The sequence below is a fragment of the Candidatus Nitrospira neomarina genome (assembly GCF_032051675.1).
GTDB lineage: Bacteria > Nitrospirota > Nitrospiria > Nitrospirales > UBA8639 > Nitrospira_E > Nitrospira_E neomarina.
Genome location: NZ_CP116968.1, coordinates 1,221,180 through 1,246,448, shown reverse-complemented (window position 1 = coordinate 1,246,448; position 25,269 = coordinate 1,221,180). Strand labels below are relative to the sequence as shown.

Here is a 25,269-nt window from a genome sequence, read left to right as displayed (position 1 = left end):
TTTATTGTCCAATAGGCCTTCAAAGATGTCAGAGCCATAATCTAGGGTAATCTCTCATCTGTCCTTGTTTCTCACGTGAATTTTTACGCCTTCAGCGGACTCCTGAATGGTCTGGCCGCCACAGCCTCCGGCCTTATTGTCTATGCCAAAAATCCTCACAGCTCCAAGCATCAAGCCTATGCCCTGTATTGTTTAGCTGCCGCCATTTGGGGATATGGGTATTGCGCATGGCACCTTTCTTCCACTCACGATCTTGCCCTACTCTTTGTTCGATTGTTAATGGCCGGAGCCATTTTTCTTCCGCCAGCCTATCTGTGGCACGTCCTGACCTTATTGGATGATGTGGAAGCCCACAGATGGGTTATTCGTCTTGGATGGGGCGCTAGTCTTATTTATTTCGGCGCGAATTTTACCACCTATTTCGTGGCTGATGTCCATCAGGTCGGTGATTTTCCATTTTGGCCGCAACCCGGCCCCTTTTTTCATGTCTATCTCCTGGGGTTTGGCCTATCGACGATTTATGGAACGTGGTTACTTTATCGGGGAGCCCGGACCAGAACCGGTCCTGAACGTTCACGATTTTTCCTTCTCACTATCGGATCAGTCATTGCATACTTAGGGGGGATGACGACTTTTCCGCTCTGGTATGGAATTGAAATCCCACCAAACGGCACAATCCTACTGACGGTCTATACGTCGGTCGTCGCCTATACGCTCTTACGATACAGACTCATGGATCTCGGAACGGCTGTTGAACGCAGCATCACGGGAGGCCTCTTGTTAGCACTCGTGGCTTTCCCTGCCTATCCGATCCTCCTCCTTGGCCAGAGTCTGTATTTTGGGCAAATTAATATCGCCTATTCTTTTGTTGAACTCACCGTATTGCTCATCTTAGTGCTTGGAGCGTCCTCCTTGAAGCGGGAAGCAAAAATATTAATCACGAAATCACTGTTCAAGGAACGATATAATCGACATGAAACGGTGGTACATTTCTCTAAGTCCCTCCTCTCCATATTGGAATTAAAAGATTTGACGGCCACCATCGTGGAATCCATTTGTCCCACATTAGGATTGCAATGGGGAGTATTATATTTACGAAGTTCCAGCAGTCAGGATTATCGACCGGTATCCAGCTTTGGAAAATCCACCACAGATCTTCCAGTCCTCTATTTGCATAAAACGCCTACGTTGCTAGAAATGTGGAGACAAGGCACGTCCTGTTTTGTCATCCATGAATTGGAACTCTCTACTATCAACTCAGACTCTGAAGCCGTCATCGCGCAGCTCGCCCGTATTGGAACAGAAGTTTGTTTGCCCTTGGTTAACAAAACCCGGCTCCTAGGTTTTTGTGTGTTTGGACCTAATACGAAAAGTGGCGGTGGGTATACGACCCAGGATTTGGATTTATTAACAACCTTATCCCAAGAAGCGTCCGTGGCGTTAGACAATGCCTTGCTCTATGAAGAGCTCAAGCGCTCCCAATCGTTAGTTCGTCGAACGGATCGCCTTCGTTCTCTGGAGACCATGGCCGGCGGATTGGCTCACGAAATTAGGAATCCCTTGACCTCGATTAAAGCCTTCGTGGATCTGGCACCTGAACGAAAGGATGATGAACAGTTTCTGGTTCGATTCAGTAAGGTCGTCAAAGAAGATGTGTTTCGAATTGAGCGGCTCACTCGAGAGATCTTGGATTATGCCAAACCGATGGAACCGTTTCTCAAGGAAGAAGATCTCAATGATATTGTGGAATCCTGTCTGTATACCCTCAGAATTCGACCCTCTCATGAATTAATTGTCGTCGAAACCGATTTGGCTCATGGGTTGCCAAAGGTATTTGCCGATCGGCAGCAATTGAAGCAGGTGTTCCTCAATCTGTTGTTTAATGCCGTGGAAGCCATGCTCCCGGAGGGTGGGGTGTTAACAGTGCGGACTCGAAAGATTGGTTCAGGTGTGGCTCAGGGTTGGGTGCAGGTGGACATACACGATACTGGAAAAGGAATCAATCCGGAAGACATCGAGCATATTTTTGATCCTTTTTTCACCACAAAGCACTTGAGTCAGGAACATGAGGGAACAGGTTTGGGATTGGCCATTGCCCATCAAATCATTCAAGAACATCGGGGAAGTATTGAGGTCCAAAGTGTGAAAGGAGGGGGAACCACGTTTCTTGTAAATCTCCCCAATTCTCCAGCACCCACATCAGTTTCTTCAGCTCCGAGTGTGTCCCCAAAGGCCGAACTCCCCAATTTTGATTGAAACACCCCTATAAAACCACGAAAGGGAAAGATTCTGAATCAAGACAGATTCACGCTTGATGGGGCATAAGGAATTAGGATGTAAATAGTCCTACAGAATGGTTATCCAGAACGCGGAAGGCGTCCTTCCACCAATTGACCCTCCCAATCGCCGGTTCCCTTTTTCAGATGAAGAACCCGGGAACGAGTGAGTCCAGTTCTTTGAAGCCATTCTCGAACCTCTCGCACGGAATAGGTATTGCCCCGCTGGGTATAGAGCAACATGGAGACGGCAAAGAGATTGGCTTCAAGGGGTTGAAGGTCATTTGCATCCTGCAAAAAGATATCTTGGATGAGCAGCCGTCCACCAGGATTGAGGATTCGTTTAATTTTTTTGAAAATTTTCAGGTTGTCTGTAGGAGAATAGATATGGAGCACATTGGAATACCAGACAACATCATACGTTCCTGAAATGCGTGCTGTTAAAAAATCACCGGCTTGATAGGTCAAGCGGGTTCCCACAGAAGACTGTTCCGCCAGCGTACGCGCGACATCCAGAGCGGCGGGCCTATCCATCACTGTAGCGTGAAGTGTTGGATTCTTCGCTAAAAAGGCCAGAGCATAGGTACCAGGGCCACCGCCTAAATCCAGTAGAGTACGATCCGCCTTCAAAGAAATTTGTTGGGCCACCTCCCTAGCCGGTTGAATCGACCGGTGATGCATGGCCCAGGAAAACGATCGTCGATATTCCATGGTTTCCGGTTTCTGGCTGTCCAGTGGCTGACCGGCACGAATCACTTCCGTTAAATGAGACCATTCGCTCCATTGGCGCTGCATGAGCACCAGATAGTCTCCCTGAAAGTCCGTGCTGGATTCCTGGAGGTAGCGTTTGGAAAACGGAGCAAGACGGTATCCTGATTGTGATTTGACCAATAATCCTACACTGGCAAGATTCCGGCACAAGATTGCGAGTCCACGTTGGCTCACCCGTATCCGTTTGGCTAATTCCGGAATCGTCCAATCCCGAGTTTCCATCTTTGTAAATAAATTCAGATCTAATGCCGAAAAAATAATTCTTGGCACTCGAAAGGCATAGATGGCCTCTCGAAATTGCTTGAAGGATGTAATAGAGCTTGGGATCGGTTTCACGATGATTGAGCTAATCTGCGTGAGTGTCTCGATGTGGGAATCGGATAAGTAGTTAGCGAGTTGAGAACCATGTCAGGCAGGTCTTGATTTGTTGATGGAGGTCAGCAAGGTTTCCGAAGTCGACCGGGCGCTCATAGTAAGCGGCAACATGCGATTCATTCATCTCAATTCGTTCGGTGAAACCGAGACGCATGAGTTTTGACCGGTATTTGGAAACAGTTTGTTGTAGGTAAAATTTGGCTTGCTTGGCAAGTTCGTCGGTTCCTAAATCTTCTGGTGTCCCATCCGACAACATGCTTTTCATATCCTCCAGATCGTATCCTGCCATGCACACCAGCTTGCCGTCGGCGGTGATTTCAAGCAACCAGTCCTCGTCCGGTAAGGGAAGGGTTAAGGCTTCCATGGCATCGATATCCATCCACCCGTGAATTTCATCCACAAGATAGCTTCTGGCATCAGGCCATAGAGTTGAAGGGGTGCAAGACTCACTCATGCGTTGTTCCCGCTCTGGCGCTCAGCTGGGATTCTAAAGCCCGTAGCCGCTGGGTATTTTCATCGAGTTTTGGCAGTTGATATTTTTGATCTATGCGTACAACTTTTTGTAAGTAGTGCACGGCTTGGCTCCACTGACCTTGGGCTTCATGGCAACTGGCAAGAACATACCAGGCACCGCCCATTCGCAGTTCATCTTTCAACCGTCTGGCAACATCCAGGCTGGTCAAGGTACAGGATTGCGCTTCCTCAAATCGTCGTTGACTTAAATACAACCGTGCCATCATCCGAAAGACATCGGATTGTCCAGCTTCATTCCCGACCCGGCGCATTAAGATCAAGGATTCCTGATAATAGGCGAGCGCATCCTCTTCCTTGCCCGTTTCCCTCGCGACTAATCCCAAATCAGAGAGTAAAACCGCCTTTCCGGCATAGTCGGACAAATGATTCATTAAATCCAAAGCTTCTAGATAATACGCCCGGGCACGTTCCCATTCGCCGGCATCGGCCGAAAGGTTACCCAAATTGGCTAAAGTCGTACTAATTCCCCGTTCATCACCCAGAATTTTTTGAAGCTCTAACACCTCACTATAATAGGATCTGGCTTGTTCCCGACGACCACTCACGGCGCAAATGTTACCCAAATTGCCAAGTGTGGTGGCCAACGACCGTTGGTCTCCATTTTGACGATCAACTTCCAAAGCCTGCGCATAACATTGAAAAGCCTCTGTATAAAAGCCTTTGGAAAAGTGGCGATTGCCTAAAGAGTTGAGATTGGCGGATTGAGACCAGGCCATAGGTACTCACGTGTGGTCACAGTGCGGATGAAAAATCTTCCAGAACATTATGAGGTTTTCGATTCATTCATTTTTCAATAATTGTTCAAGTGCAGGCTTGGCTCCGGTTAGCAGGGATGTTCCATCTCCCACCAGGAGGCTATCAAAGGTATACTTTAATAATCGACGAAGACTGTCGCGGGCTTGAACGATATCAACATATTTTTCCGGCGGCAGAAGCCGGAGTGAACCTGGAGGATCTCCAATAACCCCATCTCCGACAATAAGTACCCCTTGCCCCTGCTGCAAAAATAACGCACTTTCTCCTGGAGATTTTTGATGCGAAAGTTGAACAACCCAAATTCCCCCTGGAAGCAATTCTCCATCTTTGAAGGTTTTATCAACGGGAAGGGTCATCTCCTTGGCATCTAATTCCGGCGCCATCACCTGACAGGTAAAAATTTTCCGGAAATTGGCCGCTTCCCGTTCATGGTCTCGATTGGTCAAGATAATATAATCTAGATTCCCTCCCCGTTGCGTGATGGCCATATCACTGGCATTCATGGGAGGTGGGTCGACTAATATTCGATGTTCCCCCACGGCCAATAAATGGCCGTTAAAATTAAGCTGTTTTTCCTCAGAGAACCAGGACCATTCAGAAATATTAGGCAGAATGGTTTTCATAAAGTTTCCAGTGTTTCTTGGAGAAGGGCTGTGGTTTTGGCCTGAACGCCTGGTTCTTCTGGAAGATCCAACATGTCATCCTCATGGACCGTAATAAATTTACGATTGGAGCCTTTAGTAAGGGAAATGAGTAAAAGACTACGCGAAGGAGTGGTGGGAATAACGACCTCAACGCCCGCATCAAGAGATTTCACGATTTCAAGAAATTTTTGTTTTCCGTCTTCTAGTTCGTCCATAGTGCCCTAACATTCGGGTCAAGCAAGTATGTGTAAAAGGAGTCATCGACCTACATGGTCGAGGAAGCAGGCGGTGACTCCAACAATTTTTCCACTTCCTGAAGAATCGCTTCATGCCCGGCTAATGTGCCGTCAGTAAAGAAATTCCCAACACGCTGCCAACGAATAAGGCCATTTTGATCAATGACATACACATTGGGAATAAATTTTCCCCCGCCATAGAGTTTATCTGTTTTCTTTTCGGGGTCTAGAAGATAGGGATACGTAATCTTCAACGGAAATCCCTGTAGGAATTCCCTGACATCTGCCAGAGAATCGCCAGATGAATTAACGCCGATCACCGCTACAGGCTTGTCTTTGGTGGCATCATGTACCCTCTGGAGATTGGTGCTCTGAATTAAACACGGCTCGCAAATATGAAAGAGTCCCAGAACCACCACCTTACCCTTAAACTGGTCAAGGGAGAGAGGTTGGCCATCAAGACTTGTCAATGAAAAATTAGGAGCGGACTCCCCGACTTTAAAGAAGCTTCCCGCTTGTACGATAAAACCGGTGCCCAGTATTAAAATGACTACTAACAATGCCTGAAGAATATTCCTTTTCATAGGCTCCTCCTGTTCATGGTGCCTCCTACGGTTGGTAACCAGAGATTCAACCTTCAATCCCTTAAAAGCCTACCACACGAATTTTTGGGGCGGCAACAAAGCGGAAAGACATTTAAGAGCGAGAGAGGTGATCCGGTTCGAATAATCCGAGTTGCAGTTGCTCGGCTTTGGTCAACATGATGGGATAGTTATCCGTAAAACAGGCATTGCAATAATGATGGGAAAAGCCCGGAGCCATTGCCAACATACCTTCTAAACTAAGGTACCCCAAACTATCAGCCGTCACATAACGACGAATTTCTTCAATGGTGAGATTTGACCCTATGAGTTCTTTTTGTGTCGGCGTATCAATGCCATAATAACATGGGGCAATGACTGGTGGAGAACTGATGCGCAGATGAATTTCCCGAGCACCCGCCTGTCGAAGCATTTTGACAATTTTCCGACTGGTGGTGCCCCGAACCAGGGAATCATCCACAACCACAATCCGTTTCCCTTCCAGGACGTCCGGCACCGGATTCAGTTTCAACTTTACGCCAAAATGGCGAATGGCTTGTTGCGGCTCAATGAAGGTCCGTCCCACATAGTGATTTCGGGTCAGCCCGATCTCAAACGGTAACCCCATCCCTTCGGCATAGCCCAAAGCCGCAGGAACCCCGGAATCCGGAACAGGAATAACCATGTCTGCGTCCGCTGGACACTCCTTAGCCAGTTGACGCCCAAAGGCTTTACGAACCGGATACACCGCATTCGGACCAAAAATTTTTGAATCCGGTCTCGCAAAATACACGTATTCAAATACACACTGAGCGCGCGAACGTTCGAGAAACGGATGATAGGAGGTCAATTCGGTACCCTGAATGACAATAATTTCGCCCGGTTCAACTTCACGGACGAACTTGGCATCCATCAGATCGAAGGCGCACGTCTCGGATGCCACGACCCAACTGCCTTTATACCGCCCTAAACACAGCGGGCGAAATCCAAACGGATCCCGGGCGGCGATTAATTGATCATCCGTTAACAACACCAAGGAAAATGCCCCTCGCACCAGACTTAATGCGTCGATCACCCGATTCACAATCGTATCTCCCTTGGAGTGAGCAATCAGGTGAATGATGACCTCGCTATCGGAGTCCGATTGAAAAATAGCCCCATAGGCCTCGAGTTCACCTCGAAGCACCCCCGCATTCACTAAATTTCCATTGTGGGCCAACGCCAAATTGCCAAACGCAAAGTTAACGGACAAGGGCTGAACGTTTTGCAACTGTCCACTGCCTGCCGTAGAGTATCGGTTATGCCCGATCGCCTTTGTTCCCGGAAGTTCGCGTAACGTTTTTTTTGAATAAATATCAGCAACGAGACCCAGGCCTTTTTTTTGGAAGAATTGCTCTCCATCGGAGGACACAATACCAGAGCCTTCCTGCCCCCGATGTTGTAGGGCATAGAGGCCCAGGTACGTCAGATTCGCAGCTTCTTTCGATCCCGCAATTCCAAAGACAGCACATTCTTCATGAAACCCGTCCGGGGAAGGCATAGACGGTACCATCGGCAACTTTCTCATGGTGTCCTCAAACAGGCCAGATGATCTTGAGCGGTCATAAAAACTGACCAATTCAATTTTAAGGAATAACCAACAACCCTGCTCACGATGCTTCGGCTCCAAGTTGTCGTGCAAGAGCATGGTGCCATTGGTCTGCCATTTCAGAAAGGGGCAGGCTTATCTGACACACTGGCTGGTCATGAACTCCGCGAACAGTAATGTCCATATTTCCTTGAGTGACTCGGCCTAATTCGGTGCATGGCACGTCTGACCCTTGAACCAGTTCCATTACCTGCGTGACATGCTCCGTTTTAACCGAGACGACAACCCGTGAAGGACTTTCTCCAAAAAGTAAGGCATCGAGACGCAAACGTTCCTGCTTTAGTATAACAGTTGCTCCGAAGAGGGCGGAAGGATTGGTCAGACAGCATTCGGCTAATGTCACGAGTAACCCGCCTTCTGAGCAATCATGCGCTGATTGCACAAGCCCCTTTTGGATTAAGGTGAGTAGGAAGGAATAGAGAGCTTTTTCTCGATCCACATCCAACCAAGGGGGATTGCCTTGTTCGCGAGAATGAATGACCTTGAGATATTCCGTCCCGCCTAAGTCTTCTTTCGTCTCTCCCAACAAGAAAATATGATCGCCTGCTTGTTTGAACCATTGAGTGGTAATGTCTTCCTGGCGCTCAATAAGTCCCACCATTCCCAAAATCGGTGTCGGGTAAATGGACAGGCCATTCGTCTCGTTATAAAAGCTCACGTTTCCACTGACTACAGGAATTTGGAATGTTCGACAGGCATCGGCGATCCCTTCGACCGCCATGATGAATTGCCACATAACGTCAGGACGCTCCGGGTTGCCGAAATTTAGGCAGTCGGTCACTCCGATCGGTTGAGCACCCGCACAGACCAAATTTCTCGCGGCTTCAGCCACGGCTAATCCTCCTCCCAGGTAGGGATTCAGCAGGCAGTATCGACTATTGCCATCCGTCGTCATGGCCAAGGCTTTCGTGGTCCCTTTAATGCGAACCACGGCGGAGTCGGAACCGGGACAGACCACGGTATTGGTTCCCACCATATGATCGTATTGCCGAAAGACCCAACGTTTGCTCGCGATAGTGGGTGAAGCTAATAATTTCAATAACACCTCGGCAGGATTTTTGACATCTGGAAGAGTATCAATATTTAAGGATTGCAAAAATTCTTGATAAGGAGGCGGCGAAGCAGGCCGTTCATAGCGTGGACCTTCTTCAGCGAGAGCATGCGCAGGTATTTCCGCCACAATCTGGTTGCCCTCCCTAATTCGTAGGAATCCATCATCTGTCACCTGCCCGACTACGGCCGCATCAATTCCCCATTTTCGGCAGATTGCGAGCACTGACTCTTCCTTGCCAGGTTGAGCCACCAGGAGCATCCTTTCCTGGGATTCTGATAGTAATATTTCATAAGGAGTCATGTGCGCTTCACGGCGAGGCACCTTAGCCAAATCCATGTCAATACCGGTTCCGGCGCGTGAGGCCATTTCGCAGGAGGAGCTGGTCAGCCCGGCCGCCCCCATGTCCTGAATCCCAACTAAGAGGTCCTGTTCTAAAAATTCAAGGCACGCTTCAAGTAATAGCTTCTCTAAAAAGGGATCACCGACTTGTACATTCGGACGCTTCTTGTCAGATGCATCGTCAAAACTGTCAGAGGCCATGGTGGCGCCATGAATCCCGTCTCGTCCTGTTTTGGCACCAATATAGAGCACTTGATTTCCGGCACCTTTAGCTAAGCCACGCAGGAGACGATCTTTTTTCACAATACCCAGACAAAAGACATTCACTAATGGATTTTTTGAATAAATATCGTTAAACGTAATTTCCCCCCCTACCGTTGGCACTCCCATACAGTTCCCATAGGAAGAAATTCCAGAAACGACTCCTTTAAGAATATGCTGATTTTTGGGAAGGTCCAATTCACCGAATCGCAAAGAATTCAATAACGCGATCGGGCGTGCTCCCATGGTAAAAATATCGCGTAGAATTCCACCGACACCTGTTGCCGCCCCTTGAAACGGCTCAATATATGACGGGTGATTGTGCGATTCCATCTTGAACACTGCCGCAAGTCCCCCTCCAATATCCACAGCACCGGCATTTTCTCCCGGCCCTTGAACCACTCGCTCACCTTCGGTCGGAAATCGTTTTAAATGAATGCGTGAACTCTTGTAACTGCAGTGTTCACTCCACATCACAGAAAAGATACCCAACTCAGTGAGATTCGGCTCGCGACCAAGATGTTTGAGGATTTGCTGATATTCATCCTCGGACAGACCATGCTGTTCAATAATTTGTGATGTAAGAGGTCCCTGCGGCAAGGCTTTTGATTCCTGGGTCATGGCAAACAACTCATTTTGAATGAAAATCTTTCCCAATTAGCACAAGGGAAATAAAAGAGGTGAAAAACCGAATATGTCACAAAGAATTTCGGAACAAACCCACGAGGTTGGTTTCCTTAATGCTCAAGAAATGCACATTGGAAGGTCAGAAGGGTCTTTATTTCCATAAAAGGGAATTTAGCATAAACACCGGCATACTGTCCTGTGGCTTAATGACCTGAAGGGAGACGAAGGGGCAAATGATCCGTGACATAGGAAGCATAGCGCAACGCCGTGAGCACTTGTTCATATGTCAAATTCAATGCTTCTTGAACCTCATGAAATGATTTTCCGATCCCAAGGGTCCCGACCACGGTAGCCACATCAACGGCAGTGCCTGCCACACATGGTTTCCCGTGGCAGATGTCTGGAGTCATTGTAATTCCGGGAAAAACTTCCATAGTGGCCTTGACCGAAAGGGAAGGGCGGATAACGGCATCCAATCTATGCCGGTTGAGGTGTTTTGTGTGTTTCCAACGCTGAAACCATGGATCGAAAAATATATATTCCATCCTCATTATTGAGCAGGTGTTCTGCGCTTCGCTCTGGATGAGGCATCAGACCAAGGACGTTCCCGGCGGCATTGCGGATTCCCGCAATGTTATCCAGCGACCCATTGGGATTGGTTTGAGAAGTCACTTTGCCTTCGCGATCACAATATCGAAAGACGATTTGCGCATTGGCCTGCAAGGCGGACAAGGTCACCGGGTTGGTATAATAATTTCCTTCAGCATGGGCAATCGGGAGCTTCAGAATCTGTCCGGGTTCACAGTGATTGGTAAATGGAGTATTCGCGTTTTCTACCCGTATATAATGGTCTTCACAAATAAAGGAAAGATCCCTGTTACGCAACATGGCACCGGGTAATATTCCAAGCTCTAAAAGCATTTGAAATCCATTACAGATGCCCAGGACCATTCCTCCCCGCCCGGCAAACTCAACCACGGCCTCCATGATGGGAGAAAATCTGGCTATGGCACCCGTGCGCAGATAGTCACCATAAGAAAACCCCCCTGGCAGAATGATGGCATCCATGCCCTTGACGGATCTCTCTTGATGCCAGATAAACTGAGCCGTTTGTCCCATCACCTCCGAAAGAACATGCGCACAATCACGATCACAATTGGATCCGGGAAAGACAATGATGCCGATGTTCATATGGTTCTCTGCTCGTGGACATTCATACTGAGGTAAGAGCTATCAGGAAAGAAAAGACCGCATGTAATCAGGAGGAGCAATGGAGAGACCATTATGCCTCAAGTATCTCGTATTGATATTCTTCAATGACCGTATTGGCAAGAAGTTTTTCGCACATCGCTTTGATGGTAGTTTCACCGGACGTCGCGTCTGTTTCACAAAGATCAACCTCGATAAATTTTCCAATTCGGACCTCTCCAACTGATTCAAAACCAAGGGTTTGAAGAGATTGCTGAATAGCTCGACCCTGGGGATCAAGAATTCCGTTTTTGAGTGTGATGTAAATTTTGGCTTTCATAATTTTCCGGAAGGAGTGACAGACACCCGGTGAATAAACGATTTATGAAATAGACAGATCCGTCACCAAGATAGTCGGTGGCAAAGCATGCACGCAAGGCTCCCTACTTCGTGAATTATCCGCAAACCCGCTTGAGAACTTCTTGATAGGTTTCCTCAATCCGGCCCAAATCTTTTCGGAAACGATCCTTATCCATGCGTTCTCCGGTTTGGATATCCCAAAAACGGCATGTGTCCGGAGAAATTTCATCTGCCAAGATAATCTGACCATTCCATAATCCAAATTCTAACTTAAAATCCACTAGAAACATGCCCTTTTTCTGAAAAAAAGGTTTGAGCACTTCGTTGATTTTGAGAGCCTGTTGGCGGAGTTCCTCGATTTGCCCGGTGGTGGCCAATTTCAACAATCGAATATGGTCTTCAGAAATAAGAGGATCGCCCAGTGAATCATCCTTATAGAAGAACTCGACTAAGGGAGGATCAATAAACAAGCCTTCTTCTAAACCTAAACGTTTGACAATGCTGCCGGTGGCTCGATTACGCACCACCACTTCAACCGGAATAATTTTTACCCGACGCGTCAACATCTCCCGGTCATTGATTTGCTGAATGAAATGACTGGGAATTCCGGCGTCGGCAAGATGTTGGAACAGTTTTGCGGAAATCGCATTATTGACAACGCCTTTTTCCAGAATCGTCCCACGTTTTTCGGCGTTAAAGGCGGTGGCATCGTCCTTGAAGTACTGAATGAGCTCGTCGTCCTTCTCGGTCAGAAAAATCCTTTTGGCTTTTCCTTCGTAGAGCAAATTTCCTTTAGTCAATGTATTTCCTCTTTTTTGAAGTTTTCTTTGAAGGAGTAAGCCGGGTTGGTGTTGAGCTCTTTCGTCGAACTTGTCTTCCAAACACGCGCGTGAAAATCTGCTGTTGATGGCGCAAGTAGGTTTTGGGATTAAAACATGTCGCAATTTGTTTTGTACTAAGATGTTTGGCAATAAAAGGATCCTGCTCAATAAGGGTTTGAAAACTCCCCTCTCCCTTCCAGGCAGCCATAGCATGTTGCTGTACATGTTCATAGGCGTCTTTTCTGATCGCACCTTTATCCACCAGCGCCAGTAGTAGCCGTTGCGAATAGATGAGGCCACCGGTTTGATTGAGAGTGGCCATCATTCGTTCGGGATAGACCACTAGCTTGGATAACATGTTGGTTACACGGACCAACATGTAATCGATCAGAATCGTGCTATCGGGAAGGATGATCCGCTCCGCAGATGAATGGCTAATGTCTCGCTCATGCCACAAGGCGACATTTTCCAGGGCAGCCAGACTGTTACTGCGAACCACTCGAGCAAGACCGCATAAATTTTCCGAGCTGATCGGGTTTCGTTTATGCGGCATGGCAGACGATCCTTTTTGGCCAGGCTCAAAGTACTCTTCGGCTTCCAAGACTTCCGTTCGTTGCAAATGACGTATTTCCGTCGCCACCTTTTCAATGCTGGCCGCTATTAGGGCCAACGCCGAGAGGAAGGCCGCGTGCCGGTCCCGCTGAAGCACCTGATTTGAGATAGGCGCTGGCTTCAATCCTAACCGTTGACATACCGTTTTTTCTATCGAGGGAGAAAGATGGGCAAATGTTCCCATGGCCCCTGAAAGCTTGCCAACAGCAATGTCGGCGATTGCCGCTTTTAGGCGGAGTTCCTGCCTTTGAAACTCCTGATACCAAATGGCCACCTTCCATCCGAAGGAAATGGGCTCTCCATGGATCCCATGCGAACGCCCCACCATTAGAGTATCTTGATGCGCAAAGGCTAAATCCCGCAAGACACTGAGCAATCTCCCGACATCCTCACGAATCAATTGGGCTGCTTCCGCTAATTGCAACGAAAGGGATGTGTCGACAATGTCCGAGGAGGTGAGCCCAACATGGAGAAATCGACTGTCTTTCCCTGCCTGCTCGGACACCGATTCCAGAAAGGCAATGACATCATGCTTTGTAACTTGTTCGATCGCCGCGATTCGTAAAGGATTTATCGTGACTTTTTTTCGAATGCGGGCTGCCACGCCATAAGGGACATGACCCATCTGTTCCATGGCTTCGCACACGGCAAGTTCAACCTGCAACCACAACTCATATTTGTGGGTCTGAGTCCAAACGGCCCCCATACGGGGTAACGTGTAGCGGTCAATCATGGGAAAGGGCAATTAGGCGGTAGGTGACGGATCAGAGAATTTCGGCGCAGGACTTTTTTGTTGAATCTGGCCTCGCTTGATGGCAAGCCTTGGTTCAGCCCGGAGCACATGGTCTAATAGGCCATTCACGAATCGTCTGGCCTCATCATCTGCAAATAATTTAGCCAATTCAACCGCTTCATTGATGGTGACCATGGCCGGAATATCGGGCTCCCATAATAATTCGTAAATGGAGAATCTGAGGATATTCCTATCCACGACCGGCATCCGCTGCAAAGACCAGTCGATGGCAAAATCACGAATGATCCGGTCAATTTCGGACTGATTCGTGATGACACCAAGAAAGAGGTTAGAAGTAAATGTTTGGACTTCCGGGGAAGCCGATTGACTTGCCCAAAACTTTTCTTGCCAGGTAGGATTCTGATCCTGAAATTCATGCTGGAAAAGCATTTGCAACGCAAGCTGGCGGGCCAGGCGGCGAGATGGCCGTCCATGAGCTTGATTGGCTTGCGGTGTATCGGATGGAACAGTCATGGTCATGATGTTGTGGATTCCCTTAAAAAGCCAGACTGACGGATGCTGGTTTTACTCAAACGTTTCATTAAGACGGCCATTTCAAGAGCCGTACGTGCTGCATCAGCCCCTTTATTTCGTTCAGGTGACCCAGAACGTTCCATTGCCTGATCAACCGTATCAGTAGTCAGCACTCCGAAAATAATTGGAATGCCAGTTTCCAGAGCTGCTTGGCCGATCCCGCGACTTGTCTCGGCACAAATATATTCGAAATGAGGAGTTTCTCCGCGGATCACTGCCCCTAAACAGATAACGGCATCAAATCGATGAGATTGGGCCAGTGTCTTTGCAATTAGGGGAATCTCAAACGCTCCAGGAACCCGAATGACCTGTCTGTGGTCTGGTGGGGTTCCTAATTGGGTCAAGGTGGATTCAGCTGCAACCAATAAGCGGCTGGTCACAACTTCGTTAAAAGTACTGACCACGATCGCAACCTGACAGTCTGCCTCGTCACCACGCTCCTGGTTTGCCATGTTGGTTAAGTAATTCCTTGGAGACTCACTCTCTCATTACAAAAATCAAGAGAGTCGGGACCCGCGATTGAGTGTGTACCACTTGCCAGAAAGAACCGCAAGTCCCCACTACACATTATTCAAGAGGTGGCCTAATTTGGCCTTTTTCGTGCGCAAGTAGTGCACATTTGACTCCTGGGGAGTAATCTCAATGGACACTCGTTCCACCACTTCCAACCCATACCCTTCGATTCCCACAATTTTCCTTGGATTGTTGGTGATGAGTCTGATTTTTTTAAGACCTAAGTTAACTAAAATTTGGGCGCCAATTCCGTAATCCCGCAAATCAGCCTTAAACCCCAATTGTAAATTGGCTTCGACTGTATCACTGCCATTGTCCTGAAGGTGGTAGGCCCGTATTTTATTGGTGAGCCCGATTCCCCGTCCCTCCTGGTTTAAGTACAGCAAAACCCCTTTGCCTTCCCGTTCAATTATTTCCATTGCTCGATGGAGTTGCTCCCGACAATCACAGCGCAATGACCCAAAGACATCGGCTGTCAAACAGCCTGAATGGACTCGCACCAACGTTGGAAGTTCATCAATCTCCCCTTTTACCAAGGCGATGTGTGTTCCGGCATCAAGTTCGTTTTCAAAAACGACAGACTGAAAATGACCGAACTGTGTGGGAAGGTTTGCGGTGGCAACTTGCTTCACAAACGTTTCCCGATGCAATCGATATTGAATCAGGTCTTTAATGGTGATGATTTTCAGGCCATGGTGCTTTGCAAATTTCATTAAGTGAGGAACCCTGGCCATCGTGCCATCATCATTCATAATTTCGCAGATCACTGCCGCGGGATACAGCCCGGCCAGCCGGGCAAGATCGACAGACCCTTCGGTTTGTCCGGCACGGCGCAACACTCCGCCTTTATTGGCTTTTAAAGGAAAGATGTGCCCAGGTCTGGCAAAATCGGTTGGCTTGGCTTTTGGATCCACGGCCAACTGAATCGTGGTGGCTCGATCAGCAGCGGAGATCCCAGTGGTAATATTCTTGGCGGCATCAATTGAAACGGTAAAGGCTGTGCCATAAGGTGCGGTATTTTCATTCGCCTGTGGGGGAAGTTTTAACTCCTCAACTCGATCGGGGGTGAGTGCGAGACAAATTAATCCTCGGCCGTATTTTGCCATGAAATTAATATGTTCCGGCGTGACCTTTTCAGCTGCCATGACCAAATCGCCCTCATTTTCGCGATCCTCATCGTCAACAAGAATGATGCATTTGCCAGCTTGAATATCCTGTAAAGTTTCGGCAATGGTGTGAAATTGAGGTTTGTGTATTGGGGCCGTTACTTTTTTCATGGGTGACTCCCTTGACGGGAAAACATTTCAGGCAAGTTCGTTAAATTTCTGGAATGGATTTGTGTTTGGTTAACCGAGTCGAACGCTGAAACATCATAACACTAATGCCTGCCAATCCTGAAACCATGCCCAGGGTGAAAAATCCTGAAGAAAAGGTTCCGGTTAGTTCCTTTAACCATCCAAACCCGTAGGGTAAGAGAAATCCTCCAAGACCTCCTGCCGCACCAACAAAACCGGAAGCCGTACCCATTACGGATTTGAATCGAGAGGAAACAACCTGGAAAATGGCTCCATTTCCAAATCCGAAGCAAAGCATAATTAGGAGAATCATGGCATAGCTCAAAACAAAACTATCAAGATTCCCCGATATCAGGCATAGAGCGGCTATTATAAGATAGAGCCCTTGCAATAAGGCGATGCCCCCGTGGCGATCCGCAAGAAATCCTCCCAGAGGACGGACCACACTTCCCGCTAGAGCGACAAGTGCGGTCAATGTTCCAGCCTTTACCATGCCGACGTGAAATTGATCGTGAAGAAAAATCGGGAGATAACTTGAAAGCCCTACAAATCCTCCGAAGGTCACACCATACAAAAAACATAACCAGTACATGACTGGATCCTGAACCCCTTTTCGCAAAAAAATTCCAATACTGTCATTTTTTGAGGGATCGGTTTTATTCCTTACGGGAGCTGATTGAACCAACCAGAAAAACAGGAGGGCTGTCCCCATAACAGGTAGGAGCATGATGCCGAAAACCTGATGCCATCCAACCCCTTCCGCAAGGCGTGGGGCCATAAACGCAGCCAACAGCACACCACTATTTCCAATCGCCACGACACCCATGGCCAACCCCTGATGGGCTGCAGGATAGGCTTGGCTAGCCAAAGGCAGAGCAATTGCAAAGCTGGCTCCCGCAAATCCTAAAAAGAGCCCAATTCCCAGCATAGACTCGAAAGTGGTTCCACCTAACCATCCCAACAGTAACCCGATGCCCTCCATGCCCAGAATGCCCAATCCCACAATTTTAGCCCCGAATCGGTCTCCTAACGGCCCCACGATAATTCGAAGCAATGCGCCACCAAGCAATGGGAAGCCGATTAGTAGGCCCTTTTGAGAAGCCGTAAGAGAAAATTCTTCAGATATGGCAATACCCATGGCGCCAATAAGAAGCCACACCATAAAACTTATTTCAAAGTGGAGCCACGCACCAAGGAGAGTTGGCCAATGCCCGGAACGAAGTGACTGGCATACCTCTTTTAACATGGTTCTTTCAAGGGCATGGGAGGCCTTTCTGCATAGTTTTTTAAATCTGTAGGCAAGACCAGACTATAAAAAGATTTCCCTGAAATAAACAATATTTCTCTGAATGGGAAATTCTGAGACCTCTTTTTCACCTCGAATTGGAAAAATTCGTCAATGCGTTTGGTGATCCAAGAAAAATTCATTACAATATATCAGAAGAATAGGGCATACCCTGCCTTCTAGATCAGTAAGCCAAAGCATGACACAGAAATCATCCAAAAAGCGGACTCCCGATGTGATCGACGTCGTGGTCAAAAAATCTCTTTCTGAACTACCTGATGAAGAGGTCCGTGATGAGATCATCCTTGAGGATGCCAAGGAACAAGAGAACCACCCTAAACCTGAAGAGGACTCCGAAGGCCAGGCGAAGTGGGATCCAGTCTCAACCGCACTGACTCCGACCACAACGCTCAGTCGATACTTAGCCGAAGTCCGCCGGTATCCATTCCTTTCGAAAGAGGAAGAACTTCAACTCTTTCATGAATATCAGACATTAGGGACACGAGAGTCTGCAGTGAAGTTAATTTTAGCTAACCTTCGTGTGTGTGTCTCCATCGCCTCGGAATATGGTCTTGCCGGTATTGATCAAATGGACCTGATCCAGGAAGGGAATGTCGGGCTTTTGCAGGCCATGAAGAAATTTGATCCCACAAAAAATGTTCGCTTTTATGCCTATGCAGCCTGGTGGGTTCGAGCTTTTGTGCTGCGGTATCTCCTCAATAATTTTCGTCTTGTCAAAATAGGCACAACCCAGGAGCAACGACGCCTTTTCTATAACCTTCGTCGCGAAAAAGCCAAATTGGAACGACAAGGCTATGTCCCCGATCCAAAGTTACTGGCAGACCGGTTAAATGTGCGTGAACGAGATGTTGTGGAAATGGATCAACGTTTAGGAAGTTGGGAACTTTCCCTCGATCAGCCAATGACTTCGGAGGGAGAAGGCACCTTTCATGACCTTCTTCCCTCTACTCAGGCTCCCATTGATGACCAATTGGCTGATACACAGTTGCGTCTTCTCTTCCGAAAAAAGTTAGCAGAATTTGCACAAACACTATCAGAGCGAGAGGAGGACATTCTTCGCAATCGACTCCTATCGGAATCTCCTGTGACCTTAGAAGACTTAGGAAGAAAATATATGATTACCAAAGAGCGGACTCGTCAACTGGAGGCTAAAATAATCAAGAAGTTACGAGAGCTTATGAAAAAAGATATTCAGGATTTTGAACATCTCAGAAAATAGTATTGTAAGTTCATATACGTACGAAATCGTTTATCTCAAGAATTAATGGTGCTTTGTTTTCTTAAAGAATGGACCTCCGCCTCTCGTCCTTATTGAAAATCTTATCTTTCCCTCTTGACTTCAATTCAACCAGACTTATCTTTCCCTGCAGTTGACACATTTTTGAAACATCAAACAGGTGTGCGTCATCCTAAAAGTTAGTACTCACCATTTTCTCATTCAATTAGCAACAACCAAAGAAGGAGGCAGACATGGCAGCCACAAAAGAGAAGGAAAAGAAGGAAACCAAAGAAGGGAGCAGCTCGAAGGGATTCCGTCCTTTAGGGGATCGTGTGTTCGTAGCCTACACGGAAGAATTAGAGCGGACAGCAGGGGGAATTTACGTCCCGGATTCAGCTCGTGAAAAACCACAAAGAGGTACTATCGAAGCTGCAGGCCCTGATGTTGAAAATGTGAAAGTTGGCGATCAAGTCCTGTTTGATAAGTATTCTGGAACCAAAATTAAAGTTGAAAACGATGACTGTTTAATTTTGAAAGAAGAAGATATTTTGGGCGTCTTCGAAAATTAACACCACCATCAAGTTCAAACTCACTTTGTTAAGTGGCATTCCACATCACTAAAATATGTTTTTAAAGGAGGATATGTATGGCTAAGCAGTTGCAATACAGTGAAAAGGCACGTGCGTCTATATTGAGCGGAGTGAATCAATTAGCAGATGCAGTAAAGGCCACATTAGGGCCAAAAGGCCGGAATGCGATTCTCGACAAGAAATTTGGTGCCCCAACCATCACCAAAGACGGCGTGACGGTAGCCAAGGAGATCGAGTTAAAGAATCCGTATGAAAATATGGGCGCGCAGCTTGTTCGGGAAGTGGCAAGTAAAACAAGTGATACGGCTGGTGATGGGACCACGACTGCGACAGTATTGGCCCAGGCCATTTACCGTGAAGGGGTCAAAAATATCACGGCAGGCGCCAATCCAATGGAGATTAAGCGGGGAATTGATAAAGCTGTTGAAGTTGCGATTGAAGAATTGAAAAAGTTCAGTAAGCCCTGCCAGACTAAAAAGGAAATTTCTCAGATTGGTTCAATCTCCGCCAATAATGATCACACCATTGGTGACCTGATCGCCGAAGCAATGGATAAGGTGGGAAAAGATGGCGTCATCACCGTAGAAGAAGCCAAATCCATGTCGACCTCCTTAGATGTAGTCGAAGGAATGCAATTTGACCGCGGGTACATCTCTCCCTATTTCGTGACCAATGCAGATCGAATGGAAGCTTCATTGGAAGACGCGTTCTTGCTGATTGTTGAAAAGAAAATAAGCGCCATGAAAGACTTACTCCCTATTCTGGAGCAAGTTGCGAAGATGGGGAAACCGTTAGTCATTATTGCTGAAGATGTCGAAGGCGAAGCCCTGGCAACACTGGTAGTCAACAAACTTCGTGGCACATTGAATGTGGCAGCCGTTAAGGCTCCTGGCTTTGGTGATAGACGAAAAGCCATGTTGGAGGATATTGCCACTCTGACAGGCGGGCAAGTAATTTCTGAAGAAGTAGGCCTCAAACTCGAAAGTGTGAAGCTGACAGACCTCGGTAGGGCCAAACGGGTGAACATTGACAAGGACAATACTACAATCGTGGAAGGAGCTGGAGATCCGAAACGAATTGAAGGTCGTGTCAAGCAAATTAAAACACAGGTTGAGGAAACCACAAGCGATTACGATCGGGAAAAATTACAAGAGCGATTGGCGAAAATGGTTGGTGGCGTTGCTGTAATTAATGTAGGCGCCGCAACGGAAACAGAAATGAAGGAAAAGAAAGCCCGTGTGGAAGATGCCCTTCATGCGACGAAAGCCGCCGTAGAGGAAGGCATTGTTCCGGGCGGAGGCGTTGCTCTCCTTCGTTGTGTTCCGGCTCTGGATAAAATGAAATTAGACCACGATCAACAGGTTGGCGTGAATATCGTCAAGCGAGCCCTGGAAGAACCCATTCGACAAATTTCTATCAATGCCGGCGCCGAAGGTTCTATTATTGTGGAAAAAGTTCGACTTGAATCCACCAATCGAGGGTACAATGCCGGAACCGGAGAATTTGTGGATATGGTCGAGGCCGGTGTGATTGATCCAACCAAGGTGGCACGTTGCGCGTTGCAAAATGCTGCTAGTGTTGCGGCTCTCATGCTCACTACGGAAGTTATGGTCACTGAAATCCCAGAAGCGAAATCAGAGGGTGCTGGGATGCCTGGCGGTCATGATCACGGCATGGGTGGCATGGGTGGCATGGGCGGATTCTAAAATCCGACTCACGAATTTAGTGAAAACCCTCTGGAGGATTCAATCCTCCAGGGGGTTTTCTACTTTTGAATCTTTAATTCCTTCGCCGATCAGACAGTAAACTTCTAAATAAATTGATAGTTGCCCTCCTCCATAAGGAAATAGTTTTTGACAGATTGTTTGGGTGATGTGGTATAAGGAAATCCATCATTATAAAACCTTTCTATGGTATCGGTGCTACATTCCCCATCCTTTGATCCAGATTCAGCAAACTATGAATTTATACTCAAACACAATCAAGTTCATTTTTGGTCAAACAAAAACCTACCGGATATTGATGTGGGCAATTGTGGTTTTTCTTGTGACCGAAAACGGCTTGCTTGGACTTAACAATAAGGGTGAAGCAGCCGATGCCCAGTCGCGAACAGAGGCGAATTGTACCATTGGTATGGTAAAAGGCGAGGCCAAGGCTGAATGTCGAGTTCCCATTCCCAATGGCTGTGCTGTTGCCCAGTTTCCTGGATATCCCGAACCGTGGGCTGATATTTCCAAGGGAGGGGGAACTTCTTGTCAATTTGACGAGAAACAGACCGACTGGAAAACATCAATTGTCGGCTCATGTCAAGCTTGCACCACCGAGCAATGTACGGGAAGATTTATCGTGATGTTTAATTGTGCGAACAATGTTCCTCCTGCTAATCCGGGAACACCTGGGCAAAAATAAATCTCGTTTTTCTCCGGAGGAGAAGTAGCACTCATGTCTCCTCACTCGATCCCAGCCAATACCATCAAAGAAGAAGCCATCCGTTTAGGTTTTGATTCAGTTGGAATTGCTCGTCTGCCACTGCCTCTATCCGACACCCCTTTACCTCCGGCTCAAAATACGATTTCCCATGCAGAGGAAGCGATTACTTGGCGGTTATGGGGGCGCCTAAAAAAATGGCTGGACTTAGGCTTTCATGGAACTATGGAATGGATAGCCAAGGATCCGAAACGCCGCTCCAACCCAGAGGAAGTTCTTCCAGGTTGCCAATCCCTGGTAGTCGTGGGGATGAATTACTACACCGGTCATACGCCGGATGAGTCAAAGGCGGCTGGACGGATTGCCCGATATGCCTGGGGGAAGGACTATCACGGGTTCATGAAGGACCGGCTTAGACAGTTAGAAAATTTCCTTCACACACACGTACCGGATATTCAGACCCGGAGCTATGTGGATACGGGGCCCATCATGGAAAAACCGTGGGCCCAGGAGGCCGGCATTGGCTGGATCGGCAAACACACCAATATCGTTTCCACCGAGTTTGGGTCTTGGCTGTTGCTCGGAGAAATTCTAACGACCATGCCGTTGGATTGTGACGAACCTGCAATGGATTTATGTGGAACATGCTCGCTCTGTATTCAGGCTTGTCCCACTGGAGCCATCGTGGAACCCTACCTCCTTGATGCCGAACGATGCATCTCGTATTTGACGATTGAATATCGTGGTAGTGCAGATGACCTGCCAACCGAGTTGAGAAAAAAAATAGGCAACAGGATTTTTGGCTGTGACGATTGTTTGGATATTTGTCCTTTTAATGTGAATGCAAAAGCCACTACGGAGCCAGGATTCCAGCCATTTCCATGGACATTACATCCCCAATTACCTGAATTGGTTAATCTGACAAAAGATGAATTTCAATCACTCACGACAGGGAGCCCCTTGCGCCGCCCTAAGCATGAGGGCTTTATCCGAAATGTAGAGATTGGACTCAATAATCACGCTCCACGGATTCCTTACCGCAATTCAATCACGGTCACACCGTCTCCTCCCTCCGCTGGATCTCCGGATCGAAAGCTTTGAATATAGGGAGAGGATTGACAAAAAGTTCGAATTCCTGTTTTGAGTGCGCCAGAACCCTGGCCATGGATGACTTTAAGATATTTGGCTTGGGTGACCAGGGCATGGTCTAGGGCCGCAAGCGTCATCTCCATTGCATCGTCCAGACGGAATCCACGAATACACAGTTCCTGTTGATATTGCCCGGTTACCTGATGAGAGCTTGGGCGACTCGTCTCAGTAGAAATTGGGGAGAGAGACCGTTTCCGGCTCAATTGTTGTGGCCCTGACAAAGATTTATTGCTGGAAGAAGCCGTTGCTCGACGTACGGCTGAAGGAGCGGTTTTAATTGTCTGGGTACCCACACGAATGGATACCTGCTTTTTCCCTTCAAGACTTTCCTGCAAGATTCCTATCGTTCCCAATGGATCAATTTCCACAAGGTCCCCTTCGTGTGGAGGCTCAGATGATTCCAGGGGATTATTTGGGAGGCGGGAAAGCATTTCTTGATTCACCGAACCAATGGTTTGCTGGATAGACCGAACCTTCGAAAGAGTTTTGTCCGTTTTTAAGTCATTGATGATTTGATTAAGTTGCCGTTGTGCTTTGGAGAATTCTTGTTGCCACTGCTTCCGATATCGTTGCCGGTCTTCTCGTTCCTGCGCCCGCAATTGATTGCGGGTGATTTCCGCCTCATCAAACAAATGTTGTGCTTCTTGACGAAGGTGTTTGGCCTGTTCACATTCACGTTCCAATCGAGTATGTGTGTTCTGCAGCGCCCGGAAGATTGCATCAAGATCATAGTCTTGTCTTTGTATCAAAAGTTGGGCAGATTGAATGATTGTAGAATCCAACCCCAATCGTTCGGCAATCTCCAAGGCTGAAGACCCCCCAGGAATTCCGTCTATGAGCCGGTACGTTGGAGCGAGAGTAACCGTATCGAATTCTTGACTGGCATTCCGAACATGAGGATTTCGAAAAGCAAGGGTTTTCAAGGTGGGATAATGCGTGGTCGCGATAATCGTACATCCGAATTCGCAAAGACGGGTTAAGAGGGCTTCAGCTAATGCGGCGCCCTCAATAGGATCTGTCGAGCTACCGACTTCGTCCAGAAGTACAAGGATATCCCTACTCGCTGGTTTCGCTGGCGATCCGATATTTTTCAATAAGGCAATCATATTGAGAATATGGCCCGAAAAGCTGGATACATCCTTACTGAGATCTTGAGAATCCCCGATATCCGCAAACACCCGTCCAAAAAGGGCCATCTTAGAATCTGGGCCACAAGTCGGGTGTAGCCCAACTTTCACCATCATCGCGAATAATCCCACCAGCTTCAGGGACACCGTCTTACCACCCGCATTTGGTCCAGAAATGACGAGAACTGTGGTATCGCCCTCAATACGAATGGAATTGGGTATGACGTGTTCCTTGTTCAACGCCAAAAGTGGATGCCTGGCTTGTTGCAGATCAATACAATGTTCTTGTGTAAGGTGGATGGGAGAGCCTTGCGTTTTAATGCTTAAGCGTGCTTTGGCCGTGAGGCAATCGACATCGGCCAAGCAGGACAAATTTTCACGGATGGCTCTAACATGTCCTGCGACACGACTGGACAAATCTTGCAGTATATGCCGTTCTTCTTGAGCCACCTGCAAGTCAGCAAATTTAATGGAATTATTCAATTCGATGAGATGACGGGGTTCAATGAACACCGTGGCTCCACTACCGGAAATGTCATGGACAATCCCATCAATCGCGTGTTGTCGTTCGGCTTTTACCGGAATGACGTATCGGTTCTCACGTTCAGCAAAGTAATGTCCTTGAAGAAGATCCTCATATTCTTGAGAAGCCAACATCCCTTCCAACTGTCGACGCATGGTGTGACGAAGCCCCTGACGTTTCTGTGTTAATTGATAGAGCTCAGGACTCGCGGATTCTCGCAGATGGCCGTTGGGATCAATGCACGAATCAATCACTTCCTTGATCCACATCAGTTCTTGAAGTTTTTCACAACGAGCTCTGATCATCGGAAAGGAGGAGCCATGAATCTCCAGGTGATGTCTGATCGTATGCCCCAGGCCTATAACCAAAGCAATATCTCGAAGGTCCGTCCCGTCCAGAACTCCTTCTTTTTCAGCCCGTGCCAGAACATTTCTGATATCTGGAAACACCATGGAAGGCAAAGGATGAGTGCCTTCGAGGATATCAACCATTTCTGTCGTTTCTTGTTGTTGGATGCGGGCAGTTTGAAGGTCAGCTGCGAAAACGAGCGCACGACAGCGCGCAGCCCCCATCGTGGAGGCGGCTTCATTGGCAAGACAATCAATTAAAACAGGCCATTCCAAGACCTGTTCTGTGTGTTGAACCATGCGAGGCACCATTTATTATCGCGCGTCAGTAAAAAAAGACGGTCCAATCGATGCAAGCATTGG

Annotated in this window: 24 protein-coding genes; 6 read left to right on the top strand and 18 right to left on the bottom strand. The window is 47.6% G+C overall.

The annotated features are described in order from the left end of the window. Positions 1–75: 75 nt before the first annotated feature. Positions 76–2,256 (top strand): ATP-binding protein, encoded by a 2,181-nt coding sequence (locus tag PQG83_RS05550; protein ID WP_312747653.1) that lies wholly within the window; start codon positions 76–78, stop codon positions 2,254–2,256. A gap of 101 nt (positions 2,257–2,357) precedes the next feature. Here the strand turns inward: PQG83_RS05550 and PQG83_RS05545 are convergent, their stop codons facing one another. The 17 genes from PQG83_RS05545 to PQG83_RS05465 all read right to left on the bottom strand — a co-directional run bounded on the left by PQG83_RS05545 (position 2,358) and on the right by PQG83_RS05465 (position 17,380). After that, on the bottom strand, positions 2,358–3,383 hold the full coding sequence (locus PQG83_RS05545; RefSeq protein ID WP_312747651.1) for a class I SAM-dependent methyltransferase: 1,026 nt from the start codon (positions 3,381–3,383) through the stop codon (positions 2,358–2,360). 52 nt (positions 3,384–3,435) lie between these two features. Continuing rightward, positions 3,436–3,876: a hypothetical protein gene (locus PQG83_RS05540; RefSeq protein WP_312747650.1), complete on the bottom strand. Its 441-nt coding sequence runs from the start codon at positions 3,874–3,876 to the stop codon at positions 3,436–3,438. After that, positions 3,869–4,672, bottom strand: a complete 804-nt coding sequence (locus tag PQG83_RS05535) for a tetratricopeptide repeat protein (protein ID WP_312747648.1) — start codon at positions 4,670–4,672, stop codon at positions 3,869–3,871. The genes PQG83_RS05540 and PQG83_RS05535 overlap by 8 nt, the downstream gene beginning before the upstream one ends. A gap of 63 nt (positions 4,673–4,735) precedes the next feature. Beyond that, positions 4,736–5,335, bottom strand: coding sequence for an MBL fold metallo-hydrolase (locus tag PQG83_RS05530; protein ID WP_312747646.1), 600 nt, complete (start codon positions 5,333–5,335; stop codon positions 4,736–4,738). Then, positions 5,332–5,571: a hypothetical protein gene (locus PQG83_RS05525; RefSeq protein ID WP_312641374.1), complete on the bottom strand. Its 240-nt coding sequence runs from the start codon at positions 5,569–5,571 to the stop codon at positions 5,332–5,334. Before PQG83_RS05525 ends, PQG83_RS05530 begins: the two co-directional genes overlap by 4 nt. 50 nt (positions 5,572–5,621) lie before the next feature. Continuing rightward, entirely contained in the window at positions 5,622–6,176 is a 555-nt protein-coding gene (locus PQG83_RS05520) for a peroxiredoxin family protein (protein ID WP_312747645.1), read from the bottom strand. A gap of 112 nt (positions 6,177–6,288) precedes the next feature. Then, positions 6,289–7,725 carry an amidophosphoribosyltransferase gene (purF, locus tag PQG83_RS05515; RefSeq protein ID WP_312747644.1) on the bottom strand — a complete coding sequence of 479 codons (1,437 nt, stop codon included), beginning with the start codon at positions 7,723–7,725 and terminating at the stop codon, positions 6,289–6,291. Between the two features lie 97 nt (positions 7,726–7,822). Next, positions 7,823–10,096: a phosphoribosylformylglycinamidine synthase subunit PurL gene (purL, locus tag PQG83_RS05510; protein ID WP_312747643.1), complete on the bottom strand. Its 2,274-nt coding sequence runs from the start codon at positions 10,094–10,096 to the stop codon at positions 7,823–7,825. 209 nt (positions 10,097–10,305) lie between these two features. After that, a complete protein-coding gene (locus PQG83_RS05505) occupies positions 10,306–10,512 on the bottom strand; it encodes a DUF433 domain-containing protein (protein ID WP_312747641.1) in 207 nt (68 codons plus the stop codon). Positions 10,513–10,579: 67 nt separating this feature from the next. Further along, complete coding sequence (gene purQ, locus PQG83_RS05500; RefSeq protein WP_312747639.1) at positions 10,580–11,293, bottom strand: phosphoribosylformylglycinamidine synthase subunit PurQ; 714 nt, start codon at positions 11,291–11,293, stop codon at positions 10,580–10,582. Between the two features lie 91 nt (positions 11,294–11,384). Beyond that, positions 11,385–11,630 (bottom strand): phosphoribosylformylglycinamidine synthase subunit PurS, encoded by a 246-nt coding sequence (gene purS / locus PQG83_RS05495; RefSeq protein ID WP_312747637.1) that lies wholly within the window; start codon positions 11,628–11,630, stop codon positions 11,385–11,387. 115 nt (positions 11,631–11,745) lie between these two features. After that, positions 11,746–12,450 (bottom strand): phosphoribosylaminoimidazolesuccinocarboxamide synthase, encoded by a 705-nt coding sequence (purC, locus tag PQG83_RS05490; RefSeq protein ID WP_312747636.1) that lies wholly within the window; start codon positions 12,448–12,450, stop codon positions 11,746–11,748. Beyond that, the gene (purB, locus tag PQG83_RS05485) at positions 12,443–13,816 is read right to left on the bottom strand and encodes an adenylosuccinate lyase (RefSeq protein ID WP_312747635.1); all 1,374 of its coding nucleotides are present in this window, start codon (positions 13,814–13,816) and stop codon (positions 12,443–12,445) included. The genes purC and purB overlap by 8 nt, the downstream gene beginning before the upstream one ends. 12 nt (positions 13,817–13,828) lie before the next feature. Then, positions 13,829–14,356, bottom strand: a complete 528-nt coding sequence (gene nusB / locus PQG83_RS05480) for a transcription antitermination factor NusB (protein ID WP_312747634.1) — start codon at positions 14,354–14,356, stop codon at positions 13,829–13,831. Next, positions 14,353–14,862: a 6,7-dimethyl-8-ribityllumazine synthase gene (ribH, locus tag PQG83_RS05475; protein WP_312747632.1), complete on the bottom strand. Its 510-nt coding sequence runs from the start codon at positions 14,860–14,862 to the stop codon at positions 14,353–14,355. Before ribH ends, nusB begins: the two co-directional genes overlap by 4 nt. 108 nt (positions 14,863–14,970) lie before the next feature. Next, positions 14,971–16,200 carry a bifunctional 3,4-dihydroxy-2-butanone-4-phosphate synthase/GTP cyclohydrolase II gene (locus PQG83_RS05470; RefSeq protein WP_312747630.1) on the bottom strand — a complete coding sequence of 410 codons (1,230 nt, stop codon included), beginning with the start codon at positions 16,198–16,200 and terminating at the stop codon, positions 14,971–14,973. A 40-nt stretch (positions 16,201–16,240) separates the two neighbouring features. Beyond that, positions 16,241–17,380 (bottom strand): MFS transporter, encoded by a 1,140-nt coding sequence (locus PQG83_RS05465; RefSeq protein ID WP_312747628.1) that lies wholly within the window; start codon positions 17,378–17,380, stop codon positions 16,241–16,243. A gap of 322 nt (positions 17,381–17,702) precedes the next feature. Here PQG83_RS05465 and PQG83_RS05460 point away from each other — a divergent pair, with 322 nt between their 5' ends. The 5 genes from PQG83_RS05460 (at position 17,703) to queG (ending at position 22,861) form a co-directional block, all read left to right on the top strand. Next, positions 17,703–18,743: an RNA polymerase factor sigma-32 gene (locus PQG83_RS05460; protein ID WP_312747626.1), complete on the top strand. Its 1,041-nt coding sequence runs from the start codon at positions 17,703–17,705 to the stop codon at positions 18,741–18,743. A 251-nt stretch (positions 18,744–18,994) separates the two neighbouring features. Beyond that, the gene (locus PQG83_RS05455; RefSeq protein ID WP_312747624.1) at positions 18,995–19,312 is read left to right on the top strand and encodes a GroES family chaperonin; all 318 of its coding nucleotides are present in this window, start codon (positions 18,995–18,997) and stop codon (positions 19,310–19,312) included. Between the two features lie 77 nt (positions 19,313–19,389). Then, the gene (gene groL / locus PQG83_RS05450) at positions 19,390–21,039 is read left to right on the top strand and encodes a chaperonin GroEL (RefSeq protein WP_312747622.1); all 1,650 of its coding nucleotides are present in this window, start codon (positions 19,390–19,392) and stop codon (positions 21,037–21,039) included. A 163-nt stretch (positions 21,040–21,202) separates the two neighbouring features. Beyond that, the gene (locus PQG83_RS05445) at positions 21,203–21,742 is read left to right on the top strand and encodes a hypothetical protein (protein ID WP_312747621.1); all 540 of its coding nucleotides are present in this window, start codon (positions 21,203–21,205) and stop codon (positions 21,740–21,742) included. Positions 21,743–21,775: 33 nt separating this feature from the next. Next, positions 21,776–22,861: a tRNA epoxyqueuosine(34) reductase QueG gene (queG, locus tag PQG83_RS05440; protein ID WP_312747619.1), complete on the top strand. Its 1,086-nt coding sequence runs from the start codon at positions 21,776–21,778 to the stop codon at positions 22,859–22,861. Here the strand turns inward: queG and PQG83_RS05435 are convergent. Then, on the bottom strand, positions 22,795–25,206 hold the full coding sequence (locus tag PQG83_RS05435) for an endonuclease MutS2 (protein ID WP_312747618.1): 2,412 nt from the start codon (positions 25,204–25,206) through the stop codon (positions 22,795–22,797). The genes queG and PQG83_RS05435 overlap by 67 nt on opposite strands. Positions 25,207–25,269: the final 63 nt, after the last annotated feature.

Bases quoted from the DNA above. Each gene is read 5' to 3' on its own strand.
- PQG83_RS05540 (WP_312747650.1), bottom strand. From the start codon at position 3,876: ATGAGTGAGTCTTGCACCCCTTCAACTCTATGGCCTGATGCCAGAAGC.
- PQG83_RS05535 (WP_312747648.1), bottom strand. From the start codon at position 4,672: ATGGCCTGGTCTCAATCCGCCAATCTCAACTCTTTAGGCAATCGCCAC.
- PQG83_RS05530 (WP_312747646.1), bottom strand. From the start codon at position 5,335: ATGAAAACCATTCTGCCTAATATTTCTGAATGGTCCTGGTTCTCTGAG.
- PQG83_RS05525 (WP_312641374.1), bottom strand. From the start codon at position 5,571: ATGGACGAACTAGAAGACGGAAAACAAAAATTTCTTGAAATCGTGAAA.
- PQG83_RS05520 (WP_312747645.1), bottom strand. From the start codon at position 6,176: ATGAAAAGGAATATTCTTCAGGCATTGTTAGTAGTCATTTTAATACTG.
- purF (WP_312747644.1), bottom strand. From the start codon at position 7,725: ATGGTACCGTCTATGCCTTCCCCGGACGGGTTTCATGAAGAATGTGCT.
- purL (WP_312747643.1), bottom strand. From the start codon at position 10,096: ATGACCCAGGAATCAAAAGCCTTGCCGCAGGGACCTCTTACATCACAA.
- PQG83_RS05505 (WP_312747641.1), bottom strand. From the start codon at position 10,512: ATGACTCCAGACATCTGCCACGGGAAACCATGTGTGGCAGGCACTGCC.
- purQ (WP_312747639.1), bottom strand. From the start codon at position 11,293: ATGAACATCGGCATCATTGTCTTTCCCGGATCCAATTGTGATCGTGAT.
- purS (WP_312747637.1), bottom strand. From the start codon at position 11,630: ATGAAAGCCAAAATTTACATCACACTCAAAAACGGAATTCTTGATCCC.
- purB (WP_312747635.1), bottom strand. From the start codon at position 13,816: ATGATTGACCGCTACACGTTACCCCGTATGGGGGCCGTTTGGACTCAG.
- nusB (WP_312747634.1), bottom strand. From the start codon at position 14,356: ATGACCATGACTGTTCCATCCGATACACCGCAAGCCAATCAAGCTCAT.
- ribH (WP_312747632.1), bottom strand. From the start codon at position 14,862: ATGGCAAACCAGGAGCGTGGTGACGAGGCAGACTGTCAGGTTGCGATC.
- PQG83_RS05470 (WP_312747630.1), bottom strand. From the start codon at position 16,200: ATGAAAAAAGTAACGGCCCCAATACACAAACCTCAATTTCACACCATT.
- PQG83_RS05465 (WP_312747628.1), bottom strand. From the start codon at position 17,380: ATGGTGTGGCTTCTTATTGGCGCCATGGGTATTGCCATATCTGAAGAA.
- PQG83_RS05460 (WP_312747626.1), top strand. From the start codon at position 17,703: ATGACACAGAAATCATCCAAAAAGCGGACTCCCGATGTGATCGACGTC.
- PQG83_RS05455 (WP_312747624.1), top strand. From the start codon at position 18,995: ATGGCAGCCACAAAAGAGAAGGAAAAGAAGGAAACCAAAGAAGGGAGC.
- groL (WP_312747622.1), top strand. From the start codon at position 19,390: ATGGCTAAGCAGTTGCAATACAGTGAAAAGGCACGTGCGTCTATATTG.
- queG (WP_312747619.1), top strand. From the start codon at position 21,776: ATGTCTCCTCACTCGATCCCAGCCAATACCATCAAAGAAGAAGCCATC.
- PQG83_RS05435 (WP_312747618.1), bottom strand. From the start codon at position 25,206: ATGGTTCAACACACAGAACAGGTCTTGGAATGGCCTGTTTTAATTGAT.